Here is a 23,100-nt window from a genome sequence, read left to right as displayed (position 1 = left end):
ATAGGGGAAAGGAAGTTACGTGCTAGACGTCAACTTCTTCGATGAACTCCGGATCGGCCTGGCCACCGCCGAAGACATTCGGCAGTGGTCCTTCGGCGAAGTGAAAAAGCCGGAGACCATCAACTACCGCACGCTCAAGCCGGAGAAGGACGGGCTCTTCTGCGAGAAGATCTTCGGTCCGACCCGGGACTGGGAGTGCTACTGCGGCAAGTACAAGCGTGTCCGCTTCAAGGGCATCATTTGTGAGCGCTGTGGCGTCGAGGTGACTCGCGCCAAGGTGCGTCGTGAGCGGATGGGCCACATCGAGCTGGCCGCTCCCGTCACCCACATCTGGTACTTCAAGGGCGTGCCTTCGCGCCTGGGCTACCTGCTCGACCTGGCGCCGAAGGATCTGGAAAAGATCATCTACTTCGCCGCCTACGTGATCGTCGGCGTCGACGACGAGCTGCGCCACAACGAGCTCTCCACTCTCGAAGCCGAGATGGAGGTCGAGAAGAAGGCGGTCGCCGACCAGCGCGACGCCGACCTGGAGGCCCGCGCCCAGAAGCTCGAGGCCGACCTGGCCGAGCTCGAGGCCGAGGGCGCCAAGTCCGACGTCCGCCGCAAGGTCAAGGACGGCGGCGAGCGCGAGATGCGTCAGCTCCGCGATCGGGCCCAGCGTGAGCTGGATCGGCTCGAGGAGATCTGGACCACCTTCACCAAGCTGTCGGTCAAGCAGCTCATCGTTGATGAGGTGCTCTACCGCGAGCTGGTCGACCGCTACGGCGAGTACTTCACCGGCGCCATGGGTGCGGAGTCCATCCAGAAGCTGATGGAGAACTTCGACATCAACGCCGAGGCCGAAAGCCTGCGGGAGACCATCCGCAGTGGCAAGGGCCAGAAGAAGTTGCGCGCGCTCAAGCGCCTCAAGGTTGTCGCGGCGTTCCAGACCAACGGCAACTCGCCGATGGGCATGGTGCTCGACGCTGTCCCGGTGATCCCGCCGGAGCTGCGTCCGATGGTTCAGCTCGACGGTGGCCGCTTCGCCACCTCCGACCTGAACGACCTGTACCGCCGCGTGATCAACCGCAACAACCGCCTCAAGCGACTGATCGACCTCGGCGCGCCCGAGATCATCGTCAACAACGAGAAGCGGATGCTGCAGGAGTCCGTCGACGCGCTGTTCGACAACGGCCGTCGTGGCCGTCCGGTCACCGGACCGGGTAACCGCCCGCTCAAGTCCCTGAGCGATCTGCTCAAGGGCAAGCAGGGGCGTTTCCGTCAGAACCTGCTCGGCAAGCGCGTCGACTACTCGGGTCGTTCGGTCATCGTCGTCGGTCCGCAGCTGAAGCTGCATCAGTGTGGTCTGCCCAAGCTGATGGCGCTCGAGCTGTTCAAGCCGTTCGTGATGAAGCGTCTTGTCGACCTGAACCACGCGCAGAACATCAAGTCCGCCAAGCGGATGGTCGAGCGTCAGCGTCCCCAGGTGTGGGATGTCCTCGAAGAGGTCATCGCCGAGCACCCGGTCCTGCTGAACCGTGCGCCCACCCTGCACCGCCTCGGCATCCAGGCCTTCGAGCCGCAGCTCGTCGAGGGTAAGGCGATCCAGCTGCACCCGCTCGTCTGTGAAGCGTTCAACGCCGACTTCGACGGTGACCAGATGGCCGTGCACCTTCCGCTGTCCGCGGAGGCGCAGGCCGAGGCCCGCATCCTGATGCTGTCCTCGAACAACATCCTGTCGCCCGCCTCGGGTCGTCCGCTGGCCATGCCGCGTCTGGACATGGTGACCGGCCTGTACTACCTGACTCGCCTCGTCGAGGGCGCGAAGGGTTCCTACCAGCCGGCCTCCAAGGACGCTTCCGAGCAGGGCGTGTACTCCTCGCCTGCCGAGGCGCAGATGGCGGTCGACCGTGATGAGCTGACCGTGCGTTCGCTGATCAAGGTGCGGCTCACCGAGCAGCGCCCGCCGAAGGACATCGAGGCGGAGCTGTTCCCGGAGGGCTGGAACCGCGGTGACGCGTGGCTCGCCGAGACCACGCTGGGCCGGGTGCTGTTCAACGAGTTGCTGCCCGCGGACTACGCGTTCATCAACGAGCAGATGCCGAAGAAGCGTCAGGCGACGATCATCAACGATCTGGCCGAGCGCTACCCGATGATCGTGGTCGCGCAGACCGTCGACAAGCTCAAGGACGCGGGCTTCCACTGGGCCACGCGTTCGGGTGTGACGGTCTCGATGTCCGACGTGCTGGTGCCGCCGGAGAAGGCCGAGATCATGGAGCGCTACGAGGCGCTTGCCGATCAGATCGAGAAGAAGTACCAGCGTGGCGCGCTCGATCACACCGAGCGCAACAGCGCCCTGGTCAAGATCTGGCAGGAAGCGACCGAAGAGGTCGGTACGGCGCTGCGTGCGCACTACCCGCCGGACAACCCGATCATCACGATCGTCGAGTCGGGCGCGACCGGTAACTTCACCCAGACTCGTACCCTCGCCGGTATGAAGGGCCTGGTTACCAACCCGAAGGGTGAGTTCATCCCGCGGCCGATCAAGTCCTCCTTCCGTGAGGGCCTGACGGTTCTGGAGTACTTCATCAACACCCACGGTGCCCGTAAGGGTCTGGCCGACACCGCGCTGCGCACCGCCGACTCGGGGTACCTGACCCGTCGTCTGGTGGACGTCTCGCAGGACGTCATCGTGCGTGAGCACGACTGTGGCACCGAGCGCGGCATCATCGTGACGATCGCCGAGAAGCAGGCGGACGGCTCGCTGATCCGGGACGCGCACGTGGAGACCTCCGCGTATGCGCGCACCCTGGCATCGGACGCGGTGGATGCCAAGGGCAACCTCGTCATCGCCAAGGGCGCCGACCTCGGCGACCCGGCCATCGAGGCGCTGCTGGAGGCCGGCATCACCGAGGTGAAGGTCCGCTCCGTGCTGACCTGCACCACCGGCACCGGTGTGTGTGCGACCTGCTACGGCCGCTCGATGGCGACCGGCAAGCTGGTCGACATCGGTGAGGCCGTCGGTATCGTCGCCGCGCAGTCCATCGGTGAGCCCGGTACCCAGCTGACCATGCGTACCTTCCACCAGGGTGGTGTCGCAGGCGAGGACATCACCGGTGGTCTGCCGCGTGTCCAGGAGCTGTTCGAGGCCCGCGTGCCCAAGGGCAAGGCTCCGATCGCCGAGGTCTCCGGCCGCGTGCGGATGGAAGACGACGATCGCTTCTACAAGATCACCATCATCCCGGATGATGGTGGCGAAGAGGTTGTCTACGACAAGCTCTCGAAGCGTCAGCGTCTGCGTGTCTTCAAGCACGACGACGGCACCGAGCGTCTGCTCTCGGACGGTGACCACGTCGAGGTCGGCCAGCAGCTGCTGGAAGGCGCGGCGGATCCGCACGAGGTGCTGCGCGTGATGGGCCCCCGTCAGGTGCAGATCCACCTGGTCCACGAGGTCCAGGAGGTCTACCGCTCGCAGGGTGTGTCGATCCACGACAAGCACATCGAGGTCATCGTGCGCCAGATGCTGCGTCGCGTGACGATCATCGATTCCGGTGCCACGGAGTTCCTGCCCGGCTCGCTCACCGAGCGTTCCGAGTTCGAGGCCTCCAACCGTCGCGTCGTCGCCGAGGGCAATGAGCCCGCGGCCGGTCGCCCGGTGCTGATGGGTATCACGAAGGCGTCACTCGCGACCGATTCGTGGCTGTCGGCGGCATCCTTCCAGGAGACCACTCGAGTCCTGACCGACGCGGCCATCAACTGCCGCTCGGACAAGCTCATCGGCCTCAAGGAAAACGTGATCATCGGCAAGCTGATCCCGGCCGGTACCGGTATCAACCGCTACCGCAACATCACGGTGCAGCCGACCGAAGAAGCCCGTGCCGCGGCGTACGCGGTGCCGTCCTACGACGACACCTACTACAGCCCGGACAGCTTCGGCGCCACCACCGGTGCCGCGGTCCCGCTGGACGATTACGGTTTCAGCGACTACCGGTAATTCGGTAGCCTGCAACAGCATTCGGCCCCCGCTCCTGCTGGAGCGGGGGCCGATGTGCGTTCGGGCCAGCCGGCGTCAGCCCAGGAACGGTTGGGTTCGCCCTTCGATGTGATATCGCAGGCGGAGTCGGACAGTGTCGTGAACCGGTGCGCTATCGAGCTTGCCCAGGTGGTCTCCCAAGCATGGACAACCGCGAACGCCTCGGGGTATGAAAGTAGAACACGTTTCAGTTTGAGGCTGGTGGGAGATTCGATGGACAGCGCAACCATGGGCGAGCTGGTGATGGCCGGGTTTCAGAAGCTGGGTTTCATCCAGTACACCGGCATCGAAGGGGTGGAGTTCGGTCCTGGCCGCAATGTTGTGTCGATTGCGCCGCGCTCGGAGCACTTCAACCACAACGGTGATCTGCATGCCGCGGTGTTGTTCGGGCTGGCCGAGACGGCGGCGATGGGGGCGTCCATCTCCGGCATCGTCGATCTGATGGGGGAAACATTCATCGTCGCCAGGGACGGGCGGATCGAATATCTGGCGCGCGCGAAAGGCGCGGCGGGGCCGTTTCTGGCGACCTCTGAGGTATCGGCCGACACCCTCGCCAAGGTCCGAGCGGACATCGCGGCCCGCGTCGCGATCGAACTGGAGGTTCCGGTGAGCATTGCCGACGACACGGGAAAGGTCGTCGCCACAGCGGCATTCACCGCTGTTATTCGCCCCAAGCGGCAATAGAACGGTGCTCGTGCGAGCCATCGGGAGGGTGCGTCACCAGCGGTGCGTGCATCCTCCCGATGTTCGCACTCAGCGCTTCGTGTCGAGCACCTCAGCGCTCGCTGTCGAGTAGCGCCATCTGTGCTGTGGCGTAGCGGTCGCCCGCGATCTGATCGGCGGGCACCGCCGCCTCGATGACGGCCAGATCTTCTGCGCTGAGCTGCACATCCAGCGCGCCCACGGTTTCGGTCCACCGCTCACGGCGGCGAGCACCGATCACCGGGACGATGTCCTCGCCTCGGGTCAACACCCACGCGATGGCCAGTTGCGCCACCAAAACACCCTGTTGCGCGGCGATTTTCGCCAGCGCATCGACCAGGTTCAGGTTCTGGGTGAAGTTCTCGCCCTGGAAGCGTGGGCTGTGGGCGCGGAAGTCGTTGGCGGCGAAGGTCGTTTCCCGGCGCACGCTGTCGCTGAGCAGGCCACGGGACAGCACGCCATAGGCGGTGATGCCGATGCCGAGCTCGCGAGCAACGGGCAGGATTTCGGCCTCGATGCCGCGGGAGATCAGCGAATACTCGATCTGCAGATCCGCGATCGGATGCACGGCGGCGGCCCGGCGGATGGTGTCCGCACCGACCTCGGACAGTCCGATGTGGCGGACATAGCCGGCCTCGATGAGTTCGGCGATCGCGCCGATGGTGTCCTCGATCGGGACGTTCGGGTCGAGGCGGGCGGGGCGGTAGATGTCGACGTAGTCGACGCCGAGGCGCTGCAGGCTGTAGCCGAGGGAGTTGCGCACCGCGGCCGGGCGGCTGTCGAAGCCGTCCCAGGTGCCGCCGGGACCGCGCATCGCGCCGAACTTCACGCTGAGTATCACGTCCTCGCGGGGACGCCCGGCGATGGCCTTGCCGATCAGCATCTCGTTGTGGCCTGCGCCGTAGAAGTCGCCGGTGTCGATGAGGTTGGCGCCGGAGTCGAGTGCGGCGTGGATGGTCGCGGTCGACTCGGCGTCGTCGGCGGCGCCGTACATGCCGGACATGCCCATGGCGCCGAGGCCGATCCGGCTGACAGTCGGTCCGGTGCTGCCGAGCCGGGTGGTGGAGATCTTCGATGTCGTCATGGGACCAGCCTGACGCCCTGGCCGCGACCGCGGCAGAGATCGCTTATCGGGGGAGCGGCGATCCCTGGCTCGCGGCGTCGGGTTCGGGGACAGTGGAGACATGGACCGATCCGAACTGGCCGATTTCCTGCGCCGCCGCCGCGAGCAATTGACGCCGCCCGACGTCGGCCTGCCGCCGGGCGTCCGGCGCCGCACCCCCGGGCTGCGCCGCGACGAGGTGGCGTTGCTGGCGGGCATGTCCACCGACTACTACACCCGGCTCGAGCAGTCGCGAGGTCCGCGACCCTCCACCCAGGTGCTGGCGTCGTTGGCGCGAGCATTGCGGTTCAGCAGCGATGAGCGCGATCACCTCTACCACCTCTGCGACCACGCGGCCCCCGGCGGCGACCTGGGTGACAAGCACGTCGGCCCCGGCCTGCTGCACGTGCTGGCCAAGCTCGACGACACCGCGGCCGCGGTGGTCACCGACCTCGGCGAGGTGCTCGTGCAGAATCGGATGCACATGTTGCTCGTCGGTGACCACGGAAATCGACGTGGCATGGAGCGGTACTACTCGTGGCGCTGGTTCACCGAGCCGCAGTCCAGGTCGATCTTTCCGGAGGAAGACTGGGATCGGTTGGGCCGCAGTCACGTTGCCGACCTGCGAGCTACCGCGGCGCGTCGCTCCGGCGATGCCGACGTCACCGAGTACGTGAGCAAACTGCGTGCCGCGAGTGCGGAATTCGAGCGGCTGTGGAACGAACACGAAGTGGCGGTGCGGGTTGCCGACACCAAGCGGATTCTGCATCCCCAGGTCGGCCTGATCGACACCGTCTGCGAACCCCTGCTGACGCCGAACTCGGCCCAACGGTTGCTCGTCTATTTGCCGCGCCCGGGCACGGATGCTGCCGACAAGCTGGACCTGTTGCGCGTCATCGGAACCCAGACCCTGGTGTCCGGCGACAACCACCGATAGCTCGTCAGAGTCGGAGCTCAACCCTTTCCGAAGTGCTCTACCAGGCGGGAGTAGCTGTCTCCGGCATGACCGCCTTCGACCGCGTCTGCGACGAGAGACCTGGTGTAGCGCGGGAATTCGGCGTCGATGCCGCGGGATTCACATTCGCGCACCAGGTCTTCCAGGGACGGCAGGTGGTGTTTCAGTGCGCCGAAGGGGGTGGCGTACTCGCCGCTATCGATCTCCTCTCCGAGGAACGGCAGGAACGCAGTCAGGTTGGCTACGGCGGGGCCTGCGTCGGCGAGGAATTGTTTCGCTTCGATACCGGCGTCCGACAGTAATGCGGTTGCATGCAGGAATCCGTTGAGGATTCCCCACATCGTGTCGTGTACCGCCATCCCGTACAGCGCGGGCACTCCGACGTCGCCGGAAACGTAGCGTCCCCTGCCTCCGAGCAGCGTGAGCGCGGAATGGTAACGCTGGTAGGCGGGTTCGGAGCCGCCGTAGAACAGCATGCTTTCCGGCTGACCGACGCCGGGCGCGATGGTCATGATCTGCCCGTGCAGGTACTCCGCGTTGTTTTCGGTGACCCGATCGGCCACTGCCCTCGCTTCCGAGGAGGTTCCGTCCGTCAGGTTCAGCACGGTGCGTCCGGCGATCACCTCGGCTGCCGACTCCAGAATGTCGTGTGCGACGGCATTGCTCTGGACGCTGACAACCACCAACTCGCTCGCCGCTACTGCCTCGCGCGCTGTCGCCGCCTCACGTGCACCGTTGCCGACCGCCGAATTCGCTTTGCCCGGAGTGCGATTCCACACCGTGGTCGGATGTCCGCCGCCGGCAAACGCATTCGCGAGTGCGGAACCCATTTCACCCAGACCGAGTACTGCCACTGCCGTTCGCTGTCCGGACTCGCCCGTCATCGCGCATATCCCTTCGTTGTTGGTCGAGTTCACGCTAAGAGCTCAACCCAACTCGAGGTCAACAGCCGACGGCGGTGACATTCTGGGCGGATGCGGCGACCGGCGGGATTCGAACCCGCGGACGGATCGGAGCAGGACCGCTCGTCTCCATCACACCGGCAGCCGAGGTTCCTCCGGCTGCCGGTCTGCATTGGGCCGCTCTGCCACGGTCCGCATCCTGCGGGATCGCGCGATCCCGCTGACGACATCCTAGGAACGGACCACATCATTTGTGGAGCGATTTTTGCGCGCCGTGTGTCCAGCCTCGCCATACGTGTGTGCTCCACATGATCCGGCCACCGCTGGCCCAGGGGCGGGCGAGCTCGACGGGCGTCAGAACCTGCTCTGCGGAATCTCCGGTGACAAGGGCTCGCCAAGGGTGCCTGAGCCATCCGAAAGATGTTCCTGCACCGAGCAATCCGGCCCTGCGTCATCGATCGAGGCAGGGCCGGGCGGTCGAACGGCGAAATCAGGTGCGAGCAGGTCCGATTCGACGCTTGCGCGGCTTCAGATGCAGTCCGGGCAGGGGCGGCGCCGGGATCCGCTGTTCGGGCGGGTGGCCCGCGATATCGGCGAATCGTTCGATATTCCGATTCTCCCAGTCATTTCGGGCCGTGACGATGTCCTCGTGGCTGCGGCCGACGAAGTTCCACCACATCACCAGATCCTCGCCGAACGGCTCGCCGCCGATCAGCGCGAAGTGTGCGCCGTTCGCGCTGCTGAGCGGAAGTTCGGTGCGCTCGGTGCCCAGGTACAGCAGCGGGCCCGCACCGACCTCGGCGCCCGCGACGGTGACCTCGCCCTCGATCACCAGCACCGCATATTCGAAGCCGGGTTCGAGCGGAAGGGTGGTCTCGGTGCCCGGCTCGATCCGCACGTCCGCGCCGACGAGGGGTGTGTAGGCGATCGCCGGTGAGGTGTGAGCGCCGAGCGAGCCGATCAGCACAATCGCACGCACGCCGGGCGTCGCGTACACCGGTAGTTCGCGATGCTGCTCGAAGTGCGGTTCGATCCCGGTTCGGTCGCCGGGCAAGGCGATCCACAATTGCAGCCCGTGCCCCGAGTGCGCGCCCGCGACCTTGTATTCGGAATGCGCAATGCCACGTCCCGAGGTCATCAGGTTCAGCTGACCCGGCTCGATCTCCACATCCGACCCGACCGAGTCGCGATGCCGGATCCGGCCGTCGAACGGCCAGGTCACCGTTTGCAGGCCGATGTGCGGGTGCGGGTCGATATCGGGGGAAGCCCCCGTCTTAGTGACGGTCGGCGACCCGAAATGATCGAGGAAACACCATGCCCCGACGGTCGGCAGATCACGTTGCGGCAGTACGCGTTCGACGAAAACGCCGCGCACACCGCCGAGCGGCACCTCACGTGCGGGGAAGAACTCGGTCACCGGACCCGGACACGGACCCGCCTCGCACAGCGCTTCCTCGGGGTGCGGATCCAGATCGCTCACCGTGTGATGCCCTTGCCGACCACGTGTTCGTCGTACTGCGGGTGCTTCTCGAGGTAGGCCTTGATGAACGGGCACAGCGGCCGGATCACCCGGCCACGCGCGATGACGTCCTCGATGGCCTGCCCGGCGAGGATGCTGCCGAGGCCCTTGCCGGAGAAAGCGCCATCGATCTCGGTGTGGATGAACACCGTCTCGTCGTCGCGCTCCTCGTACTCACTGAAACCGGCGAGTTCGCCACCGTAGAAGACCTCGTAGCGGTTCTTCTCGTCATTGCGGACGACCTTGCTCTCCGGAGCCGATTCGGTCATGTTCGCCCTCTCCTTCCGCGTGCGCACCGGATGCATGCTCATGATCGACACCCGGTTGAACGCGCCGATCGTCGTCGCGACCCAGATGACGGTGGAAACCTGATCATCCGACAAATGCTTCCGTGCGAAAGCGTACTCACGCTCCATCGTCGGCTGATCCGGCAACGTGGTGGTGAGCTCAGCGAGGGCGAGGGTGGCGCATTCGAGCGGGGTGAACAGCTCGGTGCGGCGCCAGGCCGGCAGTACGGCGAGTTCGCGCTCGGTGGCGCCTGCGGCGATCGCGGCACGATGGTGCACGTCCAGGCAGAAGGCGCAGCCGTTGATCTGCGAAACGCGAACGTTGATCAGTTCGATGAGCCTGCGATCGAGCCCCGCTGCGGCACCCGCGGCACGGACCGCGCTCGCGACGGTGTTGAGTGCGCGAATCGCATCGGGTGTTTGCTTGTCGATCCAGATGTGGTCGTCGTCGTGGCCTCGGGACTCCATGAGCCCGGATAGTAGAGCAGCAGCACGGCGACCTGGTCGGACTGTGCTCCAGATCGCCCGCGCTACCCCCGTATTCGAGCTCAGGAGATCTCGCTGAACCGCCGAATCTGGAACGGCTCGGCCAGGATTTCCGCGAGCGCTGCCGCGCCCTGCTTCAGGTGCGGTGTCGCGAAATGCTCGGCAAGGGCCGCTGCGTCGACCCATTCCTCGAGCAGCACCATCCGGCTCGGATCGGTCGGGTGCAGGTAGAGCTCGTAGCGCAGGCAGCCTGCCTCGGCGACCGTCGGTGCGACAAGGGCCTCCAGCGTCTCGCGCAGGTCGGCCTCCCGTCCCGGCTTCGCGTGGAATCGGACATTGAGCGTCAGCGTGGACACAGATGATCTCCTGCTCTCTTGTGCGGGTCGATGGTCGCGGAGGTCACGCCTTGATCGCCTCGCTGTGGTGCGCGGTAAGAATTGCCGGTCGGATCGCCGAGGCTTTGCCCTCGTACACGTCGATCTTGTAGTCCAGCACGGCCACGGTCTGGCGCAGTTCATCGATCTTGGCGAGTACCTCGGCGCGAGTATTGCGGAACATCTCGAGCCGTTGCGGGAACGTGGAATCGCCTGCCCGGACCAGTTCGGCGTAGCGGACCATATCGGCCACCGACATGCCGGTGGTGCGCAACCTGCCGATCAGCGCGAGCCACTCCAGATCGCGGTCGCTGAACCGCCGCTTCCCGGTGCGATCGCGCCCGATGTAGTTCATCAGCCCGATCCGCTCGTACCAGCGCAAGGTGTCCCGGCTCAGGCCCGAGCGTTCGGCAGCATCGCCGATCGAGTACCTCGGGCGCTCCCTGTCGGCACTGACAACACTCTGACTTGCGGTTTCACTCACTGCACTCGCCCTTCCGTGGAACACCGACGACGCTACTCACCTGGAGCGCACTCCAAGCAAGGCTATTCTTCCGACAAATCGGAACGCCGTCGAAGGGGCGATGCGCCGAGGCGGACGGGTCAGTCGCGCTTCGGCAGTTCCTGGACGGCCCACTTATTGCCGTCGGGATCGGCGAAGAACGTGAACAGGCCCCAGCCCATGTCCTTGACCGGTGATGCCTCCACGCCGGCCGCGACCAGCTGCTGGTAGGCCGCTTCGGCACTGGCGACGACGACCTGCATGCCCTCTACGCTGCCGGGCGCGGCCTCGGTGATGCCCCTGCCGATACAGATCGAACAGCCGGAACCGGGCGGGGTCAGCTGTACGAAACGGATGTCCTCGGTGGGGCTTTCATCGAAGTCGGCATTGAAGCCGATCTTGGTGTAGAAATCCTTGGCCCGGTCGACGTCGGTGACCGGAATGGCGACGAGCTCGATTTTCCAATCCATAGTCCCGAGCATCCCACCGAGGCCCGACAAAGTCCGGGTTTCGCGCCTACGCTGGGGAGCATGCCAGGTAAGGACATCGATCGGGTCAGGGCACGTGCGGCCTGGGCCACGGTCAAGGAAAGCCCGGTGATCACCGCCATCGCGGTGGCGCCGTTCGTCGTCGCGCTCGGTCTCGTCTGGTGGCTGGTCGGCGGGTTCGCCGCCTTCGTGCTGCTTGTTGTGCTCGGCGTTGTCGTTGTCGTCGGCGGCAAGCTGCGGCACTGACATCGAGGCGATGTCGCCGGGTGTCGGCAACGTGGCCGGGGAGTTGGTCAGCGTGGAACCGAGGAACTTCTCAGCGCGGAATGTGGAAGCGCACGAGCTCTCCGGTGCCCGGGTCGACGTCCGCCCACGGGCGGTCGAATTCGAGCACTGCGAGTGCCGAGGTGGGGAACTTCCTGCTGAGCTCGACCGCCTGCATCGAATCGCGGTTGCCCGCCAGCTCCCATGCCGTCCACGGCATTCCGGGCGCATGCCCGATCACCAGCAAGGTCGAGACAGCGTCGTCGCTGAGCTGGACCAGTTCGATGAGAGTCCGCGGCGAGGCCTCGTAGATGCCGGATTCATAGACGACCGGCGCGTCGATCCCGGTGGCGGCCAGCGTTTCCCGGGTGCGTGTCGCGGTCGAGCACCGCACGGCATCGATCGGCGGCTGAGTATCGCGCAACCATTGCCCCGCCAGGCCCGCTTCGCGCTCTCCGCGCGGCGCGAGCGGGCGTTCGTGGTCGGCGACACCGTCCGGATAGGCCGATTTGCCGTGCCGCATGAGGATCAGAGTCCGCACCATAGGGATACCGTAGGGCCTCCGGCCGAGAGGTATGAACCACACTCGAGGCAAACTGAAAGCGGCGTCACAACGCGGCGCCCTGCGGGACACTCCCGCGGGTCCACTGTCGTAACGCTTCTGCCCACCTTCAACCCTTGGGTGGCCTACAGCCCACGCACATTTTCGAGGATCTGCACACTATGGCCTACGTAATCACGCAGCGTTGTTGCAACGACGCCAGCTGCGTCTCCGAGTGCCCGGTCGATTGCATTCGTCCCACACCGGATCAGCCGGAGTTCGCGACGACCGAGATGCTCTACATCGACCCTGACACCTGTATCGATTGCGGTGCCTGTGTCGACGCGTGCCCGGTGGAGGCCATCTTCTCCGAAGATGATCTGACTGCTTCGCTGGCCAGATATCGCGATATCAATGCCGCGTACTTCCAACGGCACCCGCTCGAATCGAACTTCGATCCGATCGTGACGCCTGCGCGGCCGCCGAAGGACCTCGGTACCTTGCGGGTCGCGATCGTCGGCGCCGGACCCGCGGCCTGCTATGCGGCCGACGAGCTGCTGCGCCGCGCCGACGTGGAGGTCGAGATGTTCGACCGGCTGCCGACGCCGTGGGGTCTGGTGCGCGCGGGCGTCGCCCCCGACCATCCCGGCACCAAGACCGTCTCGGGTCTGTTCGAGTCCGCGTTCCGGCGGGAGACGTTGCAGTACTACCTCAATGTCGAGGTCGGCACGCACATCACGCACGAGGAACTGATGGCCCATCACCACGCCGTCATTTACGCCGTCGGTGCTGCCACCGACCGCCACATGGGCGTGCCGGGTGAGAACCTGCCGGGCAGCCACTCCGCGACCGAGTTCGTCGCCTGGTACAACGGCCACCCCGATTACGCGGACCGCGAGTTCGACCTCTCCGGAGAGCGAGCGGTGATCGTCGGCAACGGCAATGTCGCCCTCGATGTCGCGCGTGTGCTGACCGTCGATCCGGACGAGCTCGCCAAGACCGACATCGCCGACTACGCCCTGGACGCGCTGCGCCGCAGCAATATACGCGAAGTGGTCGTGCTGGGCCGGCGTGGCCCACTGCAAGCGGCGTACACCTCGTCGGAATTCCTGGCGCTGGCCCACCTGAAGGGTGTGGACATCGTCGTCGACGAGGCCGATCTTGCCCTCGACACCGGTAGTCAGGCGTTGCTGGACGACCCGAAGGTCGAGCCGTCGCTGCAGCTCAAGTACACCCTGGCGAAGGAGTACGCCGCGGGTCGGCGCGATCCGGCCAACAAACGGATCGTGTTCCGCTACCTGGGCTCGCCGATGGCGCTCACCGGCGCCGAGCACGTCGAGACGGTCGAATTCGTGCACAACGAATTGGTCGATGACGGCGGCCAATTGGTGGCGCGGGCGACCGAGCGCACCGACAGTGTCGAGGCCTCGCTGGTGCTGCGGTCCATCGGCTACAAGGGCGAACCGATCAAGGACCTGCCCTTCGACGAGCGGCGCGCGGTGGTGCCCAACGAGCACGGACGAGTGCTCGGCGACGACGGCATCCCGATCCCGGGCGTGTACGTCAGCGGCTGGATCAAGCGCGGTCCGCGCGGCGTGATCGGCTCCAACCGCATCGACTCCGAGGAGACCGTCGAGCAGCTGATCGCCGACTTCACCACTGGCAAACTCGGTGTGCCGCAGGCCGATCGGGCCGCACTGAAGGCGCTGCTCGGCGAGCGCCAGGCCGACCTGGTCGACCGGCAGGGCTGGAAGGCGATCGATCTGGCGGAGAAGTCGGCGGGCAAGGCTTCCGGCCGCCCTCGGGTCAAGTTCACCAGCCGCGAGGATCTGATCAAGGCCGCACGCGGCTGAGGAAAACAATGCCGGTCGGGTTCGCCACGATCCGACCGGCGTTCTCGTCTTCGCAACAGCGGCGCCGGGGGGAGCCTCAGGCGGGCAACGGAATGATGCGGACCACCGTGGTGGTGGTGCCGCCGACGACGAACCACAGCCGCAGCACCGGATGACCGGACCGGTCACCCGGCTCATAGCGGCTGCGCACCGTCACATGCTGGCGCGCGAGTACCGGCGCCACGTACTCGATCACCGCGCGGTGTGGTGCGGCGACCAGCTTGGGGTACTCGGCGAGGTACTGCTCCACCGCCTGCCAATAACAGGCGTTGTTGACGTGGTTGTACTGGTCGATGTCGGTGGCGCGCACCGGGAACGGCATGTCCGTGTCCGACTCCGCCGGTGTGGTGTCGGTGAGATACGGCCGCCAGCGCAGCCGATGCTCGGTGGTGGTCTGCGCCAGGTAGGCCAGGCCGTCATCGCTGATCCGCGCGGGCATGTTGTTCGACTCGCTGATATTGATCCAGAAGCCCTCGGTCTCGATCAACCCACCGTTCGAGCTGGTCACCCGCACCCGCATGTTCGTCCACCTGGTCGACATGCTCGAGCACCACCGCAGCAGCTGCACCTTGTCCGGCCAGAGAATCGGCCGGATCACATCGATCACGGTGCGTCGGACGATCCAGTTCGGATCGGTCCGGTTGAGGAAGGTCTGCTCCAGCTGTTCACCCGCAATGTCCTGCAGATAGCGGGCGACCGTATCGAATCGCAAGCGGTTGTACGGATCTACATCGCCAGCCCGGATGGGCCACGCCGAAGCAAACCCCATGCCCTCCTGGGGAAGCGGGGCGAGTGGCTGTTCGAGTGACACTGGTGCTCCTCGCGCTGCACGTTGTGCCGCGTTCTCGTGCGTTGCTTGTTCTGAGATGACTTTACGGGTCGTACGTCACACCCTCTCGGCGAGTCGCCCGTACTCCCGCATATGACGTCTCATCAGGCAAAATAGGCGCTATGACGGACTCCGACCTCCCCGGGGAACTCGGCAGACCCGCCGAACGCGCCCTCGCCGCAGCCGGAATTCAGCGTCTCTGCGACCTCACCTCGTGGACCGAACGCGAGGTGGCCGCGTTGCACGGTGTCGGGCCGACCGCCATCACCAAGCTCCGCGCCGCCCTCGCCGCGCACAATCTGACCTTCGGCCGACCAGATGGCGCGACAGGTCAGTAGCCCTGATACGCCCCACCGCTATTGACGGCTGCCACACCGGGAACATTGGACAGCGAGCCGTACCGGTCGATCGCGTATCGCGTACCGGCGATGATGTTGTCGACCGGGTCGTAGATATCGTCGTGGCCGGGCGCTTTGTATGCGTTGAACGTGCTGTCGATCGTCTGCATCAACCCCTTCGAGGGGTGACCGGCCGCCGCATTGCTGTCCCAGTTGTTGACGATCTGCGGATTGCCGCCGGACTCGTGCTCGATCATCATCGCGAGCGCGCGCTCATCGATCTGATCGGGGCTGTAGCCCATCGCGATCAGTTTCTCTTTGGCCTTCTTGATCCATTCGGCGACATCGCCGGATGGCATCGGCCCGGTCGGGGAGCCGGAACTGGTCGGGTAGCCGGAACTCGGGCTGCCGGTGGACGGCGTTCCCGAGGACGAATGGGAGTTGCCGCTGCTGTTGTGATTGCCGCCGGTCGCATAGTTGGGCTTGTTCGAGGCGACGGGCGTCGCGGTATTGGTCGCGGCCGGTGTGGTCGGCGTCGGCGCGGGTGCGGTGCCGGATTTCGGTTCGCCGAGGGCGTCGTAGGCGGCCTGGAGATTCCCCACAGCCTGGGCGACCTGCGTTTTCGCCTGTTCCGCAACGCTTTCCGCCTGCTGCAGTGCGTTGGTGATATCGACCTGCCAGGTTGCCGCATCCCGCAGAATTCGCAAGGACTCGTCCACCCGCTGCTGGCCGTTCATCAGTGCGCAGACCTTGGCGATCCGGTCGTCGGCCGTGACGGTTCCATTGGGCTCGACCTTGAAACCGGGTATGGGTTCCACACCGTCGGTGGTGGCACTCGGCGTGGTGGCGAGGTCACGCAGCTGCAGCACCTTGGTCTTGGCGTTCTTCAGGTTGTCCACCTGCGAGGTGAACGCGGTATGCAGGCCCTGCAGCGCGGTGCTGACGGTGCCTGCGCGTGTCTGTTCGATATCCATCCGCGCATTCGCCGCGGTGGCGGCGGCGCCGGACCAGGTCAGCGCACGGGTCTTGTCGGAGCCGTCCTTGACCGCGGCGTCGAGCTTGGTCGCCATTCCATCGGCGTGATTGCCCGCGGTGGTCAGCTGGTCGGGCTCCCACTTCTCTACATCAGGAATGGTCAGCGTCATGACACCTGCAGTCCGATCGTGCGGAGTTTCGCAGCGAAGTCGTCTTCGGTCAGCTCGTACGCGCCCGCCGCATTGTGCATATCGCCCGCGACGGTCGTGAGACGTTCACCGATTCGCTGCAGGCAACGGTTGACCACATCGGTTGTCTGCTGCACAGTGCCGCCGAATTCGGTGCCCGGCAGTGCATTGCTCGCGACGCCGAAGCCCGCCCCCTCGTTGAACTTCTGAATGGCGCCCGCTTCGGTGCTGAGGTTCGTCGCGAACGATTTCAGCGTTTCCGGATTGACCTGCATAGGAATCCCCCTTCCCGCCCGACCATAAGTCGCGGCCAGCATAGCAAAATGCGTTCGTCCGGACAGATGCACCGAAGCGGGCATCGGGTGCTGCGCATTATGTTGGTCACAGCGTCGCCGGCGAGTTCCGCGTCGGCGAGTGGACAGAGAGGTCGGCACATGCGCGCAGCCCAGGTCAGCAAGTTGGAGGGGCCCGAAGCGATCGAGATCGTGGATATCCCGGAGCCCGCGGGATATCCGGGAGGCGTGGTCATCGATGTGCACGCGGCCGGGGTGGCTTTCCCCGATGTCCTGATGACCCGTGGGCTGTACCAGATGAAGCCGGAGTTGCCGTTCGTCGTCGGTGGCGAGGTGGCGGGCATCGTTCGTGAGGCGCCGCAGGACGCGCACGTCAAGGCCGGCGATCGGGTGGTGGCGCTGACGTTGCTCGGCAATGCCATGGCCCAAGTCGCTGTCGCGCCCACGCAGATGGTGTTCCGCCTGCCCGACAATGTGTCGCTGGAGGCTGGGGCCGGCATCCTGTTCAACGACCTGACCGTGCATTTCTGCCTGCGTAACCGCGGCAGGCTCGCCGAAGGCGAGACCGTGCTCGTGCACGGTGCCGCGGGTGGCATCGGCACCTCGACGCTGCGCATGGCGGTCGCGCTCGGCGCGGGCCGGGTGATCGCGGTGGTCAGCACCGAGGAGAAGGCAGCGGTGGCCCGCGCCAACGGCGCCACCGATGTGGTGCTGACCGAGGGCTGGCTCGCCGCGGTCAAGGAACTGACCGGCGGCCGCGGTGTGGACATCGTGCTCGACCCGGTGGGCGGTGACCGTTTCACCGACAGCATCCGATCGCTGGCCTCGGCAGGCCGTCTGCTGGTTGTCGGCTTCACGGCCGGGGAAATCCCGACGGTCAAGGTGAATCGGCTGCTGCTCAAGAACGTCGAGGTGACCGGCGCGGCCTGGGGTGAATGGGTGATGACGCATCCCGGTTACCTCACCGAGCAGTGGGCCGAGGTCGAGCCGCTGCTCGCCTCCGGCAAGATCGCGCCGCCGGACCCGGTGCGCTACCCGCTCGAGCAGGCCGCCGCGGCGGTCGCGTCACTGGACAACCGCACCGCCACCGGCAAAGTCGTCGTCACGCTGCGCTGAGACTGTCGGTGCGGCGACGTACTCTGAGCGAATCATGAAGCCGGCGCACCCGCCGCTCGACCCCCACTCCTAGAGGAATCGCGGCACGATGCTGTCCAATCGGGTATTGAACCGGACCCTGCTCGCCCGCCAGCATCTGCTGGAGCGCTCGTCGCTGAGCGTGCCCGAGATGTGCGATCATCTCGTCGGGCTGCAGGCCCAGGACTCGACGCCGCCGTTCGTCGGATTGTGGAGCCGCACAGCAGATTTCGATCCGGCGACGGTGTCGGCAGGGCTCGAGGATCGCGCGCTGGTTCGCATCACGTTGATGCGCGGCACGATTCACCTGGTCACGCCGCCGGATGCCTTGCGTATCGCACCGCACGTGCAGCCCGAGCTCGAAAAGATCCCGTTCCGTAAGGGGTTCAACTACGGCGCGATGGTCGGACTCGATCCCGAGGAAGTCCGCGCGCGTGGCGAGCGGTTGCTCGGGGACGAGCCGATGTCGGCGGCGGATATGCGCGCACATGCGGCCGAGCTGTGGCCCGATCGGGACGCGGGCGCCGTCGTGCAGACCTGGCTCTATCAGCTGCCGGTGCTGCAGACTCCGCCGCGTGGGAAGTGGAAGGACAACAGCAGACCGGTCTGGTCCCGGGTCGAGCCGTGGCTCGGCGCGCCACTGGATCCGACATATCCGTTGGCGGAGTTGGTTTTCCGGTACCTGCGTGCTTTCGGTCCCGCCAGCACCATGGACATGCAGACCTGGTCGAAGCTGACCGGCATGAAGAAAGCGGTCGAGCAGCTGGGCGACAGGTTGCGCACCTACACCGACGAGCGCGGCCGCACCCTCTACGACGTCGCCGACGGTGTCCTGGCCGACGCCGAGCTGCCCGCCCCGGTGCGCCTGCTCGGGTGGTACGACAATGCGATTCTCTCGCACCAGGATCGGAGCCGGATCGCGCCCGACCGCCAGCCGGTGCCATTGCGCGCGTTTGCCGCCGCGGTTTCGCCCGTGCTGCTCGACGGCTACCTTTCCGGGTTCTACAAGATCTTCCCGGAGAAGGGTGTCGCCCGCCTGCGCATCACCCCGACCAGGAAGTGGTCGGCGGCGGAGAGTCGGGCTGTCGAGGCCGAATCGCATGCGCTGCTCGCGTTCCTGGAGGCCGACAAACAGCCGCGCGTCGAAATCCTCGAGGTAGCTGCCGACCTGCGCCCCTGATCGGCACTGTCCCGGAGGCGCGCGACTCGGCAGGCCGTGCGCGGTCGGCTATCGCCCGTGGGCGTCGCGGTAGGCGGGGGCCTTGGTGGTTCCGGTGGGGGTCAGGGTGCGCAGCAGCGGCAGTGTGCGGCGCTGGATCACCGTCGACAACACGATGACGCTGTGTGAGCGCACCACCGCGCTGGTCCGATCGATGCTCAGCAACACCGATTGCAGGCCGGCGTGCGAGTCGGCGCCGATCCGGCACAGCACATCGCCGGATCCGGTGGTCGCATAGGCCTCGAGCACGCCGGGAATCGCGTCGAGCTCGGCGGCGACGGTGTCGAGCGCACCCTGCGCGATCTCCAGCGTGACGAAGGCCTGGACATCGAAACCCGCAGCGGTGACGTCGATTTGCGGGTCGTAGGAGGCGATGACCCCGGATTCCTCCATGCGGCCGATCCTGGATTGGACGGTGGCCCGTGCAACCTTGGTGCGGCGCGACAGTTCGAGGACTCCCGCCTTCTGGTACTCGTGCATCGCGGCCAGGATGGCGAGATCGAGTTCGTCGAGTTTTGCCGGCGTGTGCGACATGTCGGCCTCCGTTCGTGGCGCGGGCTGTGCTCGGTGATGCTATTCAAATTGTCCAGCATCTTGTGGGTCTTGCTAGCCGAATTCGCCAGAGTGTCTATCGGAATCCACCGCTATTGCCTACCGGCATAGGTGGCGATTTCCTTGGATCATGACGATCGAGAACCTGCCGAATTCCCGGCCGACGGCCCTACCCACCGACGGTGAGCTGCGCAGGCTCGTCGGACTGGTCGAGCACGACGACAGCGTCGATCCGTTCCCCGTCATCGGTTGGGACGCCCTGGTCTGGGTGGTCGGCAACGCGACGCAGACCGCGCACTTCCTGGAGTCCGCCTTCGGTATGCGGCTGGAGGCCTACGCGGGACCGGAGACCGGCAATCGTGACCACAAGGCGTTCGTGCTGCGCAGCGGCGGCGCACGGTTCGTGATCACCGGTGCGGTCGATCCGGACAGCCCGCTGGTCGGCCATCACGACCGGCACGGCGACGGCATCACCGATATCGCACTCGAGGTTCCGGACGTGGACCGCTGCATCGACTGGGCGCGTACCCACGGCGCGACGATTCTGGTCGAACCGCACGACGAGACAGACGAATTCGGCACGGTCCGCTCGGCGGCCATCGCCACCTACGGCGAGACACGGCATACGCTGGTCGACCGTTCCAAGTATTACGGGCCTTATCTGCCCGGCTATATCACCCGCCGCTCCATCTATCGACCGCGCGCGGGCACACCGGTCCGGCTGTTCCAGGCGATCGACCATGTCGTCGGCAACGTCGAGCTCGGCATGATGGACGAGTGGGTCGAGTTCTACCGCCGCGTCATGGGTTTCACGAATATGGCCGAATTCGTCGGTGACGACATCGCGACCGAGTACTCCGCGTTGATGAGCAAGGTCGTCGCCAACGGCAATCACCGGGTGAAGTTCCCGCTGAACGAGCCCGCGGTGGGCAAGAAGCGTTCGCAGATCGACGAATATCTCGAGTTCTACCGCGGGCCCGGCGTGCAGCACATCGCCCTGGCCACCAGCGACATCCTCACCTGCGTCGACACGCTGCGCCGTGAGGGCGTCGAATTCCTGGAAACGCCGGACACCTACTATTCCGACCCCGAATTGCGCGCCCGCATCGGCCACGTCCGGGTGCCGGTCGACCAGTTGCAGCGGCGCGGCATCCTGGTCGACCGGGACGAAGACGGCTACCTGCTGCAGATCTTCTGCAAGCCGCTCACCGATCGCCCGACCGTCTTCTTCGAACTGATCGAGCGACACGGTTCGCTCGGCTTCGGCAAGGGCAACTTCAAGGCCCTGTTCCAGGCGATCGAACGCGAACAGGAAGCCAGAGGCAACCTCTGACGTGCCGCCGAGTCAGGACGCCAAGAGGTCGTAGACCTCTTGGCCATTGATCACGATCGGCTGGCAACGAGCATGCGGATTCCCATTGTTGTGATACCAATTCGCGTGATCGAGGCAGTCGCTCAGCCAGTAGTAGCGGCCGAGGAAGTTGCCTCCCGCGGCGGCTGTTCCCGCGAGGCCGCCCCACAGCCCCGCAATGATCAAGACAGCAACGGCCAATTTCTTCAGCATTGGTTTCCCCTCCCAATTGCTCACGTAGTGAAGCGTTTTCATCATAGCGAGCGCGGTCGCGCCGCGGAACCCACCGCGGCCCCGCAGTCGTATCCGGCTGTGTCGGGTGCCGATGGGTAGAGTTCACGGCATGCGGATTCCGTCGGCAATCGTCATCGGTGCGACCTTGGCGTTGGCGCTGTCGGCATGCGGTTCGGGCGGCGACTCCGATTCGTCGAATACGCCGCTGCGTCCGCCGCCGAAGGTCGCCACTCTGGGTCCGTTCGCCGGTGAGTGCGGTCATGTCACCGACGACGAGGTCCGCGAAATCGCGGGTTTGGCGCAGCTCTCGCGGGTGTTCAAGAACTCGGTCGGCTGCAATTGGCAATCCGCGGGGCAGGGTTCGCCCAGCGTCACCTTCGCCGCGTATCGGGGCAGCCCCATCGATCGGGAACGGGCGTGGGTGACCACCCAGGGGCGTGGCGTGGAGAAGGTCGAAGTCGGTGGCCGCGTCGGATTTCAGGCGCTGGAGACCAATAGCGCGGTGTGTGATCTCGCCGTGCAGCTCGACGACGATTTCTTCGAGTGGTCGATGTCGTTCGGTCTCTTCGCGGCGACCGGCAATCCATGCGACCGGATGCACAAGCTCGCCGAGTTGACCGTGCAGCGGCTGCAGTGAGGGAGTTCGCCATGAATCTTCGTGCCCGTTCGACGACTCGCGGCCTGATCGCCGCGCTGGCCGTGCTCGGCATCGCCGTTTCGGTCGCCGGCTGCGGGCGCACGGTGCCGGGGTCCGCGCATCCCGCGGGGTCGGGCACCGGATCGTCGGTCAACACGAACTTCGACAAGCTGTTACGCGAGTGCGATGTCGTCTCGATGGACCAGATCGGCAAGGCGGTGGGCGAGGGCGCCTACGCCCAGCCGTCCTTCTACGGTGCGGTGTGCATGTGGGACGTGGACAATGCGCCCGGCGGCACCGCCATGGTGACCCTGAACTGGTACGAGGTCGGCTCGCTGAACAACGAAAAGACCAACAACGACAAACTCGGCTACCTCACCAACAACATCACCGTGCAGGGCCAGCGGGCGCTGCAGACGCACCGCCCCAACGATCCCGACTCCTGCGGGGTCAGCGCCAGCGCGGCCGACAACGGCGTGATCGGCTGGTGGATCAATTACCGTCCCGGCTCCGGACATCCCGATCCGTGCGTCGGTGCGCAGAAACTCGTCGAATTGACCCTGAATCTCGCGAGGTAGGTACGCTGGAATCGAACTGCCGGTCGTGGTGGTTACCCACCCCACTTTGACCCTGTGTCGCGACCACGAGTATCGTGGATCGCTGTGCCCGGAAGCATGCGGGCAAGTTCGTGCGTGGACGTAAGCCAGCGAAAGCGGCTGACCTTCCTGGCGTGCCCAGAAAACCGGTCTTGCTTCGCGCGCGACACGCCCGACCTCGGGACGCGAGAAACGCGGCTGGGCGTGCGGGTGAAAGCTCGATGACAGCGGCGTGAACGACGGGCCCGGAGGCGGTAGCTTGCGTGACCACGGAGGGCGCCGAGAACGCCGCCAACTGAACACCGACATGAAGTTCCAGACACCGCGTTAACTAATTAAGGAAAGCCGGTCTATGCCAACCATCAACCAGCTGGTCCGCAAGGGTCGTCGCGACAAGGTCTCCAAGACCAAGACCGCGGCCCTCAAGGGGAGCCCGCAGCGCCGTGGCGTGTGCACTCGCGTGTACACCACGACCCCGAAGAAGCCGAACTCCGCGCTGCGTAAGGTCGCGCGTGTTCGCCTGACCAGCGCGGTCGAGGTCACGGCTTACATCCCGGGCGAGGGCCACAACCTGCAGGAGCACTCGATGGTGCTCGTGCGTGGCGGTCGTGTGAAGGACCTTCCCGGTGTCCGCTACAAGATCATCCGTGGCTCGCTCGACACCCAGGGTGTGAAGAACCGCAAGCAGGCCCGCAGCCGTTACGGCGCCAAGAAGGAGAAGAGCTGAT

At 65.7% G+C, this 23,100-nt stretch carries 25 protein-coding genes, 1 tRNA gene and 1 pseudogene; 12 read left to right on the top strand and 15 right to left on the bottom strand.

Translation table 11 applies throughout. From position 1 onward, the window contains the following. Positions 1-19: 19 nt before the first annotated feature. Together OHA42_RS00390 and OHA42_RS00385 are read left to right on the top strand one after the other, a co-directional pair. Positions 20-3,973, top strand: coding sequence for a DNA-directed RNA polymerase subunit beta' (locus tag OHA42_RS00390; RefSeq protein WP_406233561.1), 3,954 nt, complete (start codon positions 20-22; stop codon positions 3,971-3,973). A gap of 252 nt (positions 3,974-4,225) precedes the next feature. Next, positions 4,226-4,696: a PaaI family thioesterase gene (locus OHA42_RS00385; protein ID WP_406233559.1), complete on the top strand. Its 471-nt coding sequence runs from the start codon at positions 4,226-4,228 to the stop codon at positions 4,694-4,696. A 91-nt stretch (positions 4,697-4,787) separates the two neighbouring features. On the opposite strand, the gene OHA42_RS00380 is transcribed toward OHA42_RS00385, so the two are convergent. Beyond that, positions 4,788-5,798: an aldo/keto reductase gene (locus tag OHA42_RS00380; RefSeq protein ID WP_406233558.1), complete on the bottom strand. Its 1,011-nt coding sequence runs from the start codon at positions 5,796-5,798 to the stop codon at positions 4,788-4,790. Between the two features lie 100 nt (positions 5,799-5,898). Here OHA42_RS00380 and OHA42_RS00375 point away from each other — a divergent pair, with 100 nt between their 5' ends. Beyond that, positions 5,899-6,753, top strand: a complete 855-nt coding sequence (locus tag OHA42_RS00375; RefSeq protein WP_406233556.1) for a helix-turn-helix transcriptional regulator — start codon at positions 5,899-5,901, stop codon at positions 6,751-6,753. A 17-nt stretch (positions 6,754-6,770) separates the two neighbouring features. Here the strand turns inward: OHA42_RS00375 and OHA42_RS00370 are convergent, their stop codons facing one another. The 8 genes and pseudogenes from OHA42_RS00370 to OHA42_RS00335 form a co-directional block, all read right to left on the bottom strand. Next, the gene (locus tag OHA42_RS00370; RefSeq protein ID WP_406233554.1) at positions 6,771-7,655 is read right to left on the bottom strand and encodes an NAD(P)-dependent oxidoreductase; all 885 of its coding nucleotides are present in this window, start codon (positions 7,653-7,655) and stop codon (positions 6,771-6,773) included. 94 nt (positions 7,656-7,749) lie between these two features. After that, a tRNA-OTHER gene (locus OHA42_RS00365) sits at positions 7,750-7,869 on the bottom strand. A 294-nt stretch (positions 7,870-8,163) separates the two neighbouring features. Further along, on the bottom strand, positions 8,164-9,153 hold the full coding sequence (locus OHA42_RS00360; RefSeq protein ID WP_406233552.1) for a pirin family protein: 990 nt from the start codon (positions 9,151-9,153) through the stop codon (positions 8,164-8,166). Beyond that, positions 9,150-9,461 (bottom strand): GNAT family N-acetyltransferase, encoded by a 312-nt coding sequence (locus OHA42_RS00355; RefSeq protein WP_406239904.1) that lies wholly within the window; start codon positions 9,459-9,461, stop codon positions 9,150-9,152. The genes OHA42_RS00360 and OHA42_RS00355 overlap by 4 nt, the downstream gene beginning before the upstream one ends. A 12-nt stretch (positions 9,462-9,473) precedes the next feature. Continuing rightward, positions 9,474-9,947: pseudogene (locus tag OHA42_RS00350) on the bottom strand (carboxymuconolactone decarboxylase family protein); the annotation flags it as partial. Between the two features lie 80 nt (positions 9,948-10,027). Continuing rightward, a complete protein-coding gene (locus OHA42_RS00345; RefSeq protein ID WP_328406548.1) occupies positions 10,028-10,321 on the bottom strand; it encodes a putative quinol monooxygenase in 294 nt (97 codons plus the stop codon). A 43-nt stretch (positions 10,322-10,364) separates the two neighbouring features. After that, a complete protein-coding gene (locus tag OHA42_RS00340; protein ID WP_406233550.1) occupies positions 10,365-10,823 on the bottom strand; it encodes a MerR family transcriptional regulator in 459 nt (152 codons plus the stop codon). Positions 10,824-10,942: 119 nt separating this feature from the next. After that, positions 10,943-11,311 (bottom strand): VOC family protein, encoded by a 369-nt coding sequence (locus OHA42_RS00335; protein ID WP_328406546.1) that lies wholly within the window; start codon positions 11,309-11,311, stop codon positions 10,943-10,945. A gap of 60 nt (positions 11,312-11,371) precedes the next feature. Here OHA42_RS00335 and OHA42_RS00330 point away from each other — a divergent pair, with 60 nt between their 5' ends. Further along, entirely contained in the window at positions 11,372-11,575 is a 204-nt protein-coding gene (locus OHA42_RS00330; protein ID WP_406233548.1) for a hypothetical protein, read from the top strand. A gap of 70 nt (positions 11,576-11,645) precedes the next feature. Here the strand turns inward: OHA42_RS00330 and OHA42_RS00325 are convergent, their stop codons facing one another. After that, positions 11,646-12,137, bottom strand: coding sequence for a SixA phosphatase family protein (locus OHA42_RS00325; protein ID WP_406233546.1), 492 nt, complete (start codon positions 12,135-12,137; stop codon positions 11,646-11,648). Between the two features lie 179 nt (positions 12,138-12,316). Between OHA42_RS00325 and OHA42_RS00320 the strand changes: the two genes are divergently transcribed. After that, a complete protein-coding gene (locus OHA42_RS00320) occupies positions 12,317-13,987 on the top strand; it encodes an FAD-dependent oxidoreductase (RefSeq protein ID WP_406233544.1) in 1,671 nt (556 codons plus the stop codon). A gap of 76 nt (positions 13,988-14,063) precedes the next feature. Here OHA42_RS00320 and OHA42_RS00315 read toward each other — a convergent pair whose 3' ends face one another. Beyond that, complete coding sequence (locus OHA42_RS00315; protein WP_406233543.1) at positions 14,064-14,837, bottom strand: acyl-[acyl-carrier-protein] thioesterase; 774 nt, start codon at positions 14,835-14,837, stop codon at positions 14,064-14,066. Positions 14,838-14,977: 140 nt separating this feature from the next. On the opposite strand from OHA42_RS00315, the gene OHA42_RS00310 reads away from it, so the two are divergent. Further along, the gene (locus OHA42_RS00310) at positions 14,978-15,193 is read left to right on the top strand and encodes a hypothetical protein (RefSeq protein WP_406233541.1); all 216 of its coding nucleotides are present in this window, start codon (positions 14,978-14,980) and stop codon (positions 15,191-15,193) included. Here the strand turns inward: OHA42_RS00310 and OHA42_RS00305 are convergent. Both OHA42_RS00305 and OHA42_RS00300 read right to left on the bottom strand, forming a co-directional pair. After that, positions 15,187-16,338, bottom strand: a complete 1,152-nt coding sequence (locus tag OHA42_RS00305; protein WP_406233540.1) for a transglycosylase SLT domain-containing protein — start codon at positions 16,336-16,338, stop codon at positions 15,187-15,189. The genes OHA42_RS00310 and OHA42_RS00305 overlap by 7 nt on opposite strands. Continuing rightward, positions 16,335-16,631 (bottom strand): type VII secretion target, encoded by a 297-nt coding sequence (locus OHA42_RS00300; protein ID WP_406233539.1) that lies wholly within the window; start codon positions 16,629-16,631, stop codon positions 16,335-16,337. Before OHA42_RS00300 ends, OHA42_RS00305 begins: the two co-directional genes overlap by 4 nt. A gap of 159 nt (positions 16,632-16,790) precedes the next feature. Between OHA42_RS00300 and OHA42_RS00295 the strand changes: the two genes are divergently transcribed. Continuing rightward, on the top strand, positions 16,791-17,765 hold the full coding sequence (locus OHA42_RS00295) for an NADPH:quinone oxidoreductase family protein (protein WP_406233537.1): 975 nt from the start codon (positions 16,791-16,793) through the stop codon (positions 17,763-17,765). 88 nt (positions 17,766-17,853) lie between these two features. Further along, a complete protein-coding gene (locus tag OHA42_RS00290; protein WP_406233536.1) occupies positions 17,854-18,963 on the top strand; it encodes a winged helix DNA-binding domain-containing protein in 1,110 nt (369 codons plus the stop codon). 48 nt (positions 18,964-19,011) lie between these two features. Here OHA42_RS00290 and OHA42_RS00285 read toward each other — a convergent pair whose 3' ends face one another. Continuing rightward, on the bottom strand, positions 19,012-19,536 hold the full coding sequence (locus OHA42_RS00285; RefSeq protein ID WP_406233534.1) for an Lrp/AsnC family transcriptional regulator: 525 nt from the start codon (positions 19,534-19,536) through the stop codon (positions 19,012-19,014). Between the two features lie 148 nt (positions 19,537-19,684). Here OHA42_RS00285 and hppD point away from each other — a divergent pair, with 148 nt between their 5' ends. Further along, positions 19,685-20,887, top strand: coding sequence for a 4-hydroxyphenylpyruvate dioxygenase (gene hppD / locus OHA42_RS00280; protein WP_406233533.1), 1,203 nt, complete (start codon positions 19,685-19,687; stop codon positions 20,885-20,887). 12 nt (positions 20,888-20,899) lie between these two features. Here the strand turns inward: hppD and OHA42_RS00275 are convergent, their stop codons facing one another. Then, entirely contained in the window at positions 20,900-21,118 is a 219-nt protein-coding gene (locus OHA42_RS00275; protein WP_406233532.1) for a hypothetical protein, read from the bottom strand. Between the two features lie 130 nt (positions 21,119-21,248). On the opposite strand from OHA42_RS00275, the gene OHA42_RS00270 reads away from it, so the two are divergent. From OHA42_RS00270 to rpsL, 3 genes are all read left to right on the top strand, one after another. After that, positions 21,249-21,776 carry a DUF3558 domain-containing protein gene (locus tag OHA42_RS00270; protein WP_406233530.1) on the top strand — a complete coding sequence of 176 codons (528 nt, stop codon included), beginning with the start codon at positions 21,249-21,251 and terminating at the stop codon, positions 21,774-21,776. Positions 21,777-21,787: 11 nt separating this feature from the next. Beyond that, positions 21,788-22,354, top strand: coding sequence for a DUF3558 domain-containing protein (locus OHA42_RS00265; protein ID WP_406233529.1), 567 nt, complete (start codon positions 21,788-21,790; stop codon positions 22,352-22,354). Positions 22,355-22,724: 370 nt separating this feature from the next. Then, positions 22,725-23,099, top strand: coding sequence for a 30S ribosomal protein S12 (rpsL, locus tag OHA42_RS00260; protein WP_019049359.1), 375 nt, complete (start codon positions 22,725-22,727; stop codon positions 23,097-23,099). Position 23,100: the final 1 nt, after the last annotated feature.

Origin of the sequence: Nocardia sp. NBC_01009 (genome assembly GCF_045208035.1) — a bacterium.
Taxonomy (GTDB): Bacteria; Actinomycetota; Actinomycetes; order Mycobacteriales; family Mycobacteriaceae; genus Nocardia.
This window is presented reverse-complemented; position numbering and strand designations above follow the sequence as displayed.

Bases quoted from the DNA above. Each gene is read 5' to 3' on its own strand.
- OHA42_RS00375 (WP_406233556.1), top strand. From the start codon at position 5,899: ATGGACCGATCCGAACTGGCCGATTTCCTGCGCCGCCGCCGCGAGCAA.
- OHA42_RS00300 (WP_406233539.1), bottom strand. From the start codon at position 16,631: ATGCAGGTCAATCCGGAAACGCTGAAATCGTTCGCGACGAACCTCAGC.
- OHA42_RS00285 (WP_406233534.1), bottom strand. From the start codon at position 19,536: ATGTCGCACACGCCGGCAAAACTCGACGAACTCGATCTCGCCATCCTG.
- OHA42_RS00270 (WP_406233530.1), top strand. From the start codon at position 21,249: ATGCGGATTCCGTCGGCAATCGTCATCGGTGCGACCTTGGCGTTGGCG.
- OHA42_RS00380 (WP_406233558.1), bottom strand. From the start codon at position 5,798: ATGACGACATCGAAGATCTCCACCACCCGGCTCGGCAGCACCGGACCG.
- hppD (WP_406233533.1), top strand. From the start codon at position 19,685: ATGACGATCGAGAACCTGCCGAATTCCCGGCCGACGGCCCTACCCACC.
- OHA42_RS00275 (WP_406233532.1), bottom strand. From the start codon at position 21,118: ATGCTGAAGAAATTGGCCGTTGCTGTCTTGATCATTGCGGGGCTGTGG.
- OHA42_RS00310 (WP_406233541.1), top strand. From the start codon at position 14,978: ATGACGGACTCCGACCTCCCCGGGGAACTCGGCAGACCCGCCGAACGC.
- OHA42_RS00320 (WP_406233544.1), top strand. From the start codon at position 12,317: ATGGCCTACGTAATCACGCAGCGTTGTTGCAACGACGCCAGCTGCGTC.
- rpsL (WP_019049359.1), top strand. From the start codon at position 22,725: ATGCCAACCATCAACCAGCTGGTCCGCAAGGGTCGTCGCGACAAGGTC.
- OHA42_RS00295 (WP_406233537.1), top strand. From the start codon at position 16,791: ATGCGCGCAGCCCAGGTCAGCAAGTTGGAGGGGCCCGAAGCGATCGAG.
- OHA42_RS00290 (WP_406233536.1), top strand. From the start codon at position 17,854: ATGCTGTCCAATCGGGTATTGAACCGGACCCTGCTCGCCCGCCAGCAT.
- OHA42_RS00305 (WP_406233540.1), bottom strand. From the start codon at position 16,338: ATGACGCTGACCATTCCTGATGTAGAGAAGTGGGAGCCCGACCAGCTG.
- OHA42_RS00385 (WP_406233559.1), top strand. From the start codon at position 4,226: ATGGACAGCGCAACCATGGGCGAGCTGGTGATGGCCGGGTTTCAGAAG.
- OHA42_RS00265 (WP_406233529.1), top strand. From the start codon at position 21,788: ATGAATCTTCGTGCCCGTTCGACGACTCGCGGCCTGATCGCCGCGCTG.
- OHA42_RS00335 (WP_328406546.1), bottom strand. From the start codon at position 11,311: ATGGATTGGAAAATCGAGCTCGTCGCCATTCCGGTCACCGACGTCGAC.
- OHA42_RS00355 (WP_406239904.1), bottom strand. From the start codon at position 9,461: ATGACCGAATCGGCTCCGGAGAGCAAGGTCGTCCGCAATGACGAGAAG.
- OHA42_RS00325 (WP_406233546.1), bottom strand. From the start codon at position 12,137: ATGGTGCGGACTCTGATCCTCATGCGGCACGGCAAATCGGCCTATCCG.
- OHA42_RS00370 (WP_406233554.1), bottom strand. From the start codon at position 7,655: ATGACGGGCGAGTCCGGACAGCGAACGGCAGTGGCAGTACTCGGTCTG.
- OHA42_RS00330 (WP_406233548.1), top strand. From the start codon at position 11,372: ATGCCAGGTAAGGACATCGATCGGGTCAGGGCACGTGCGGCCTGGGCC.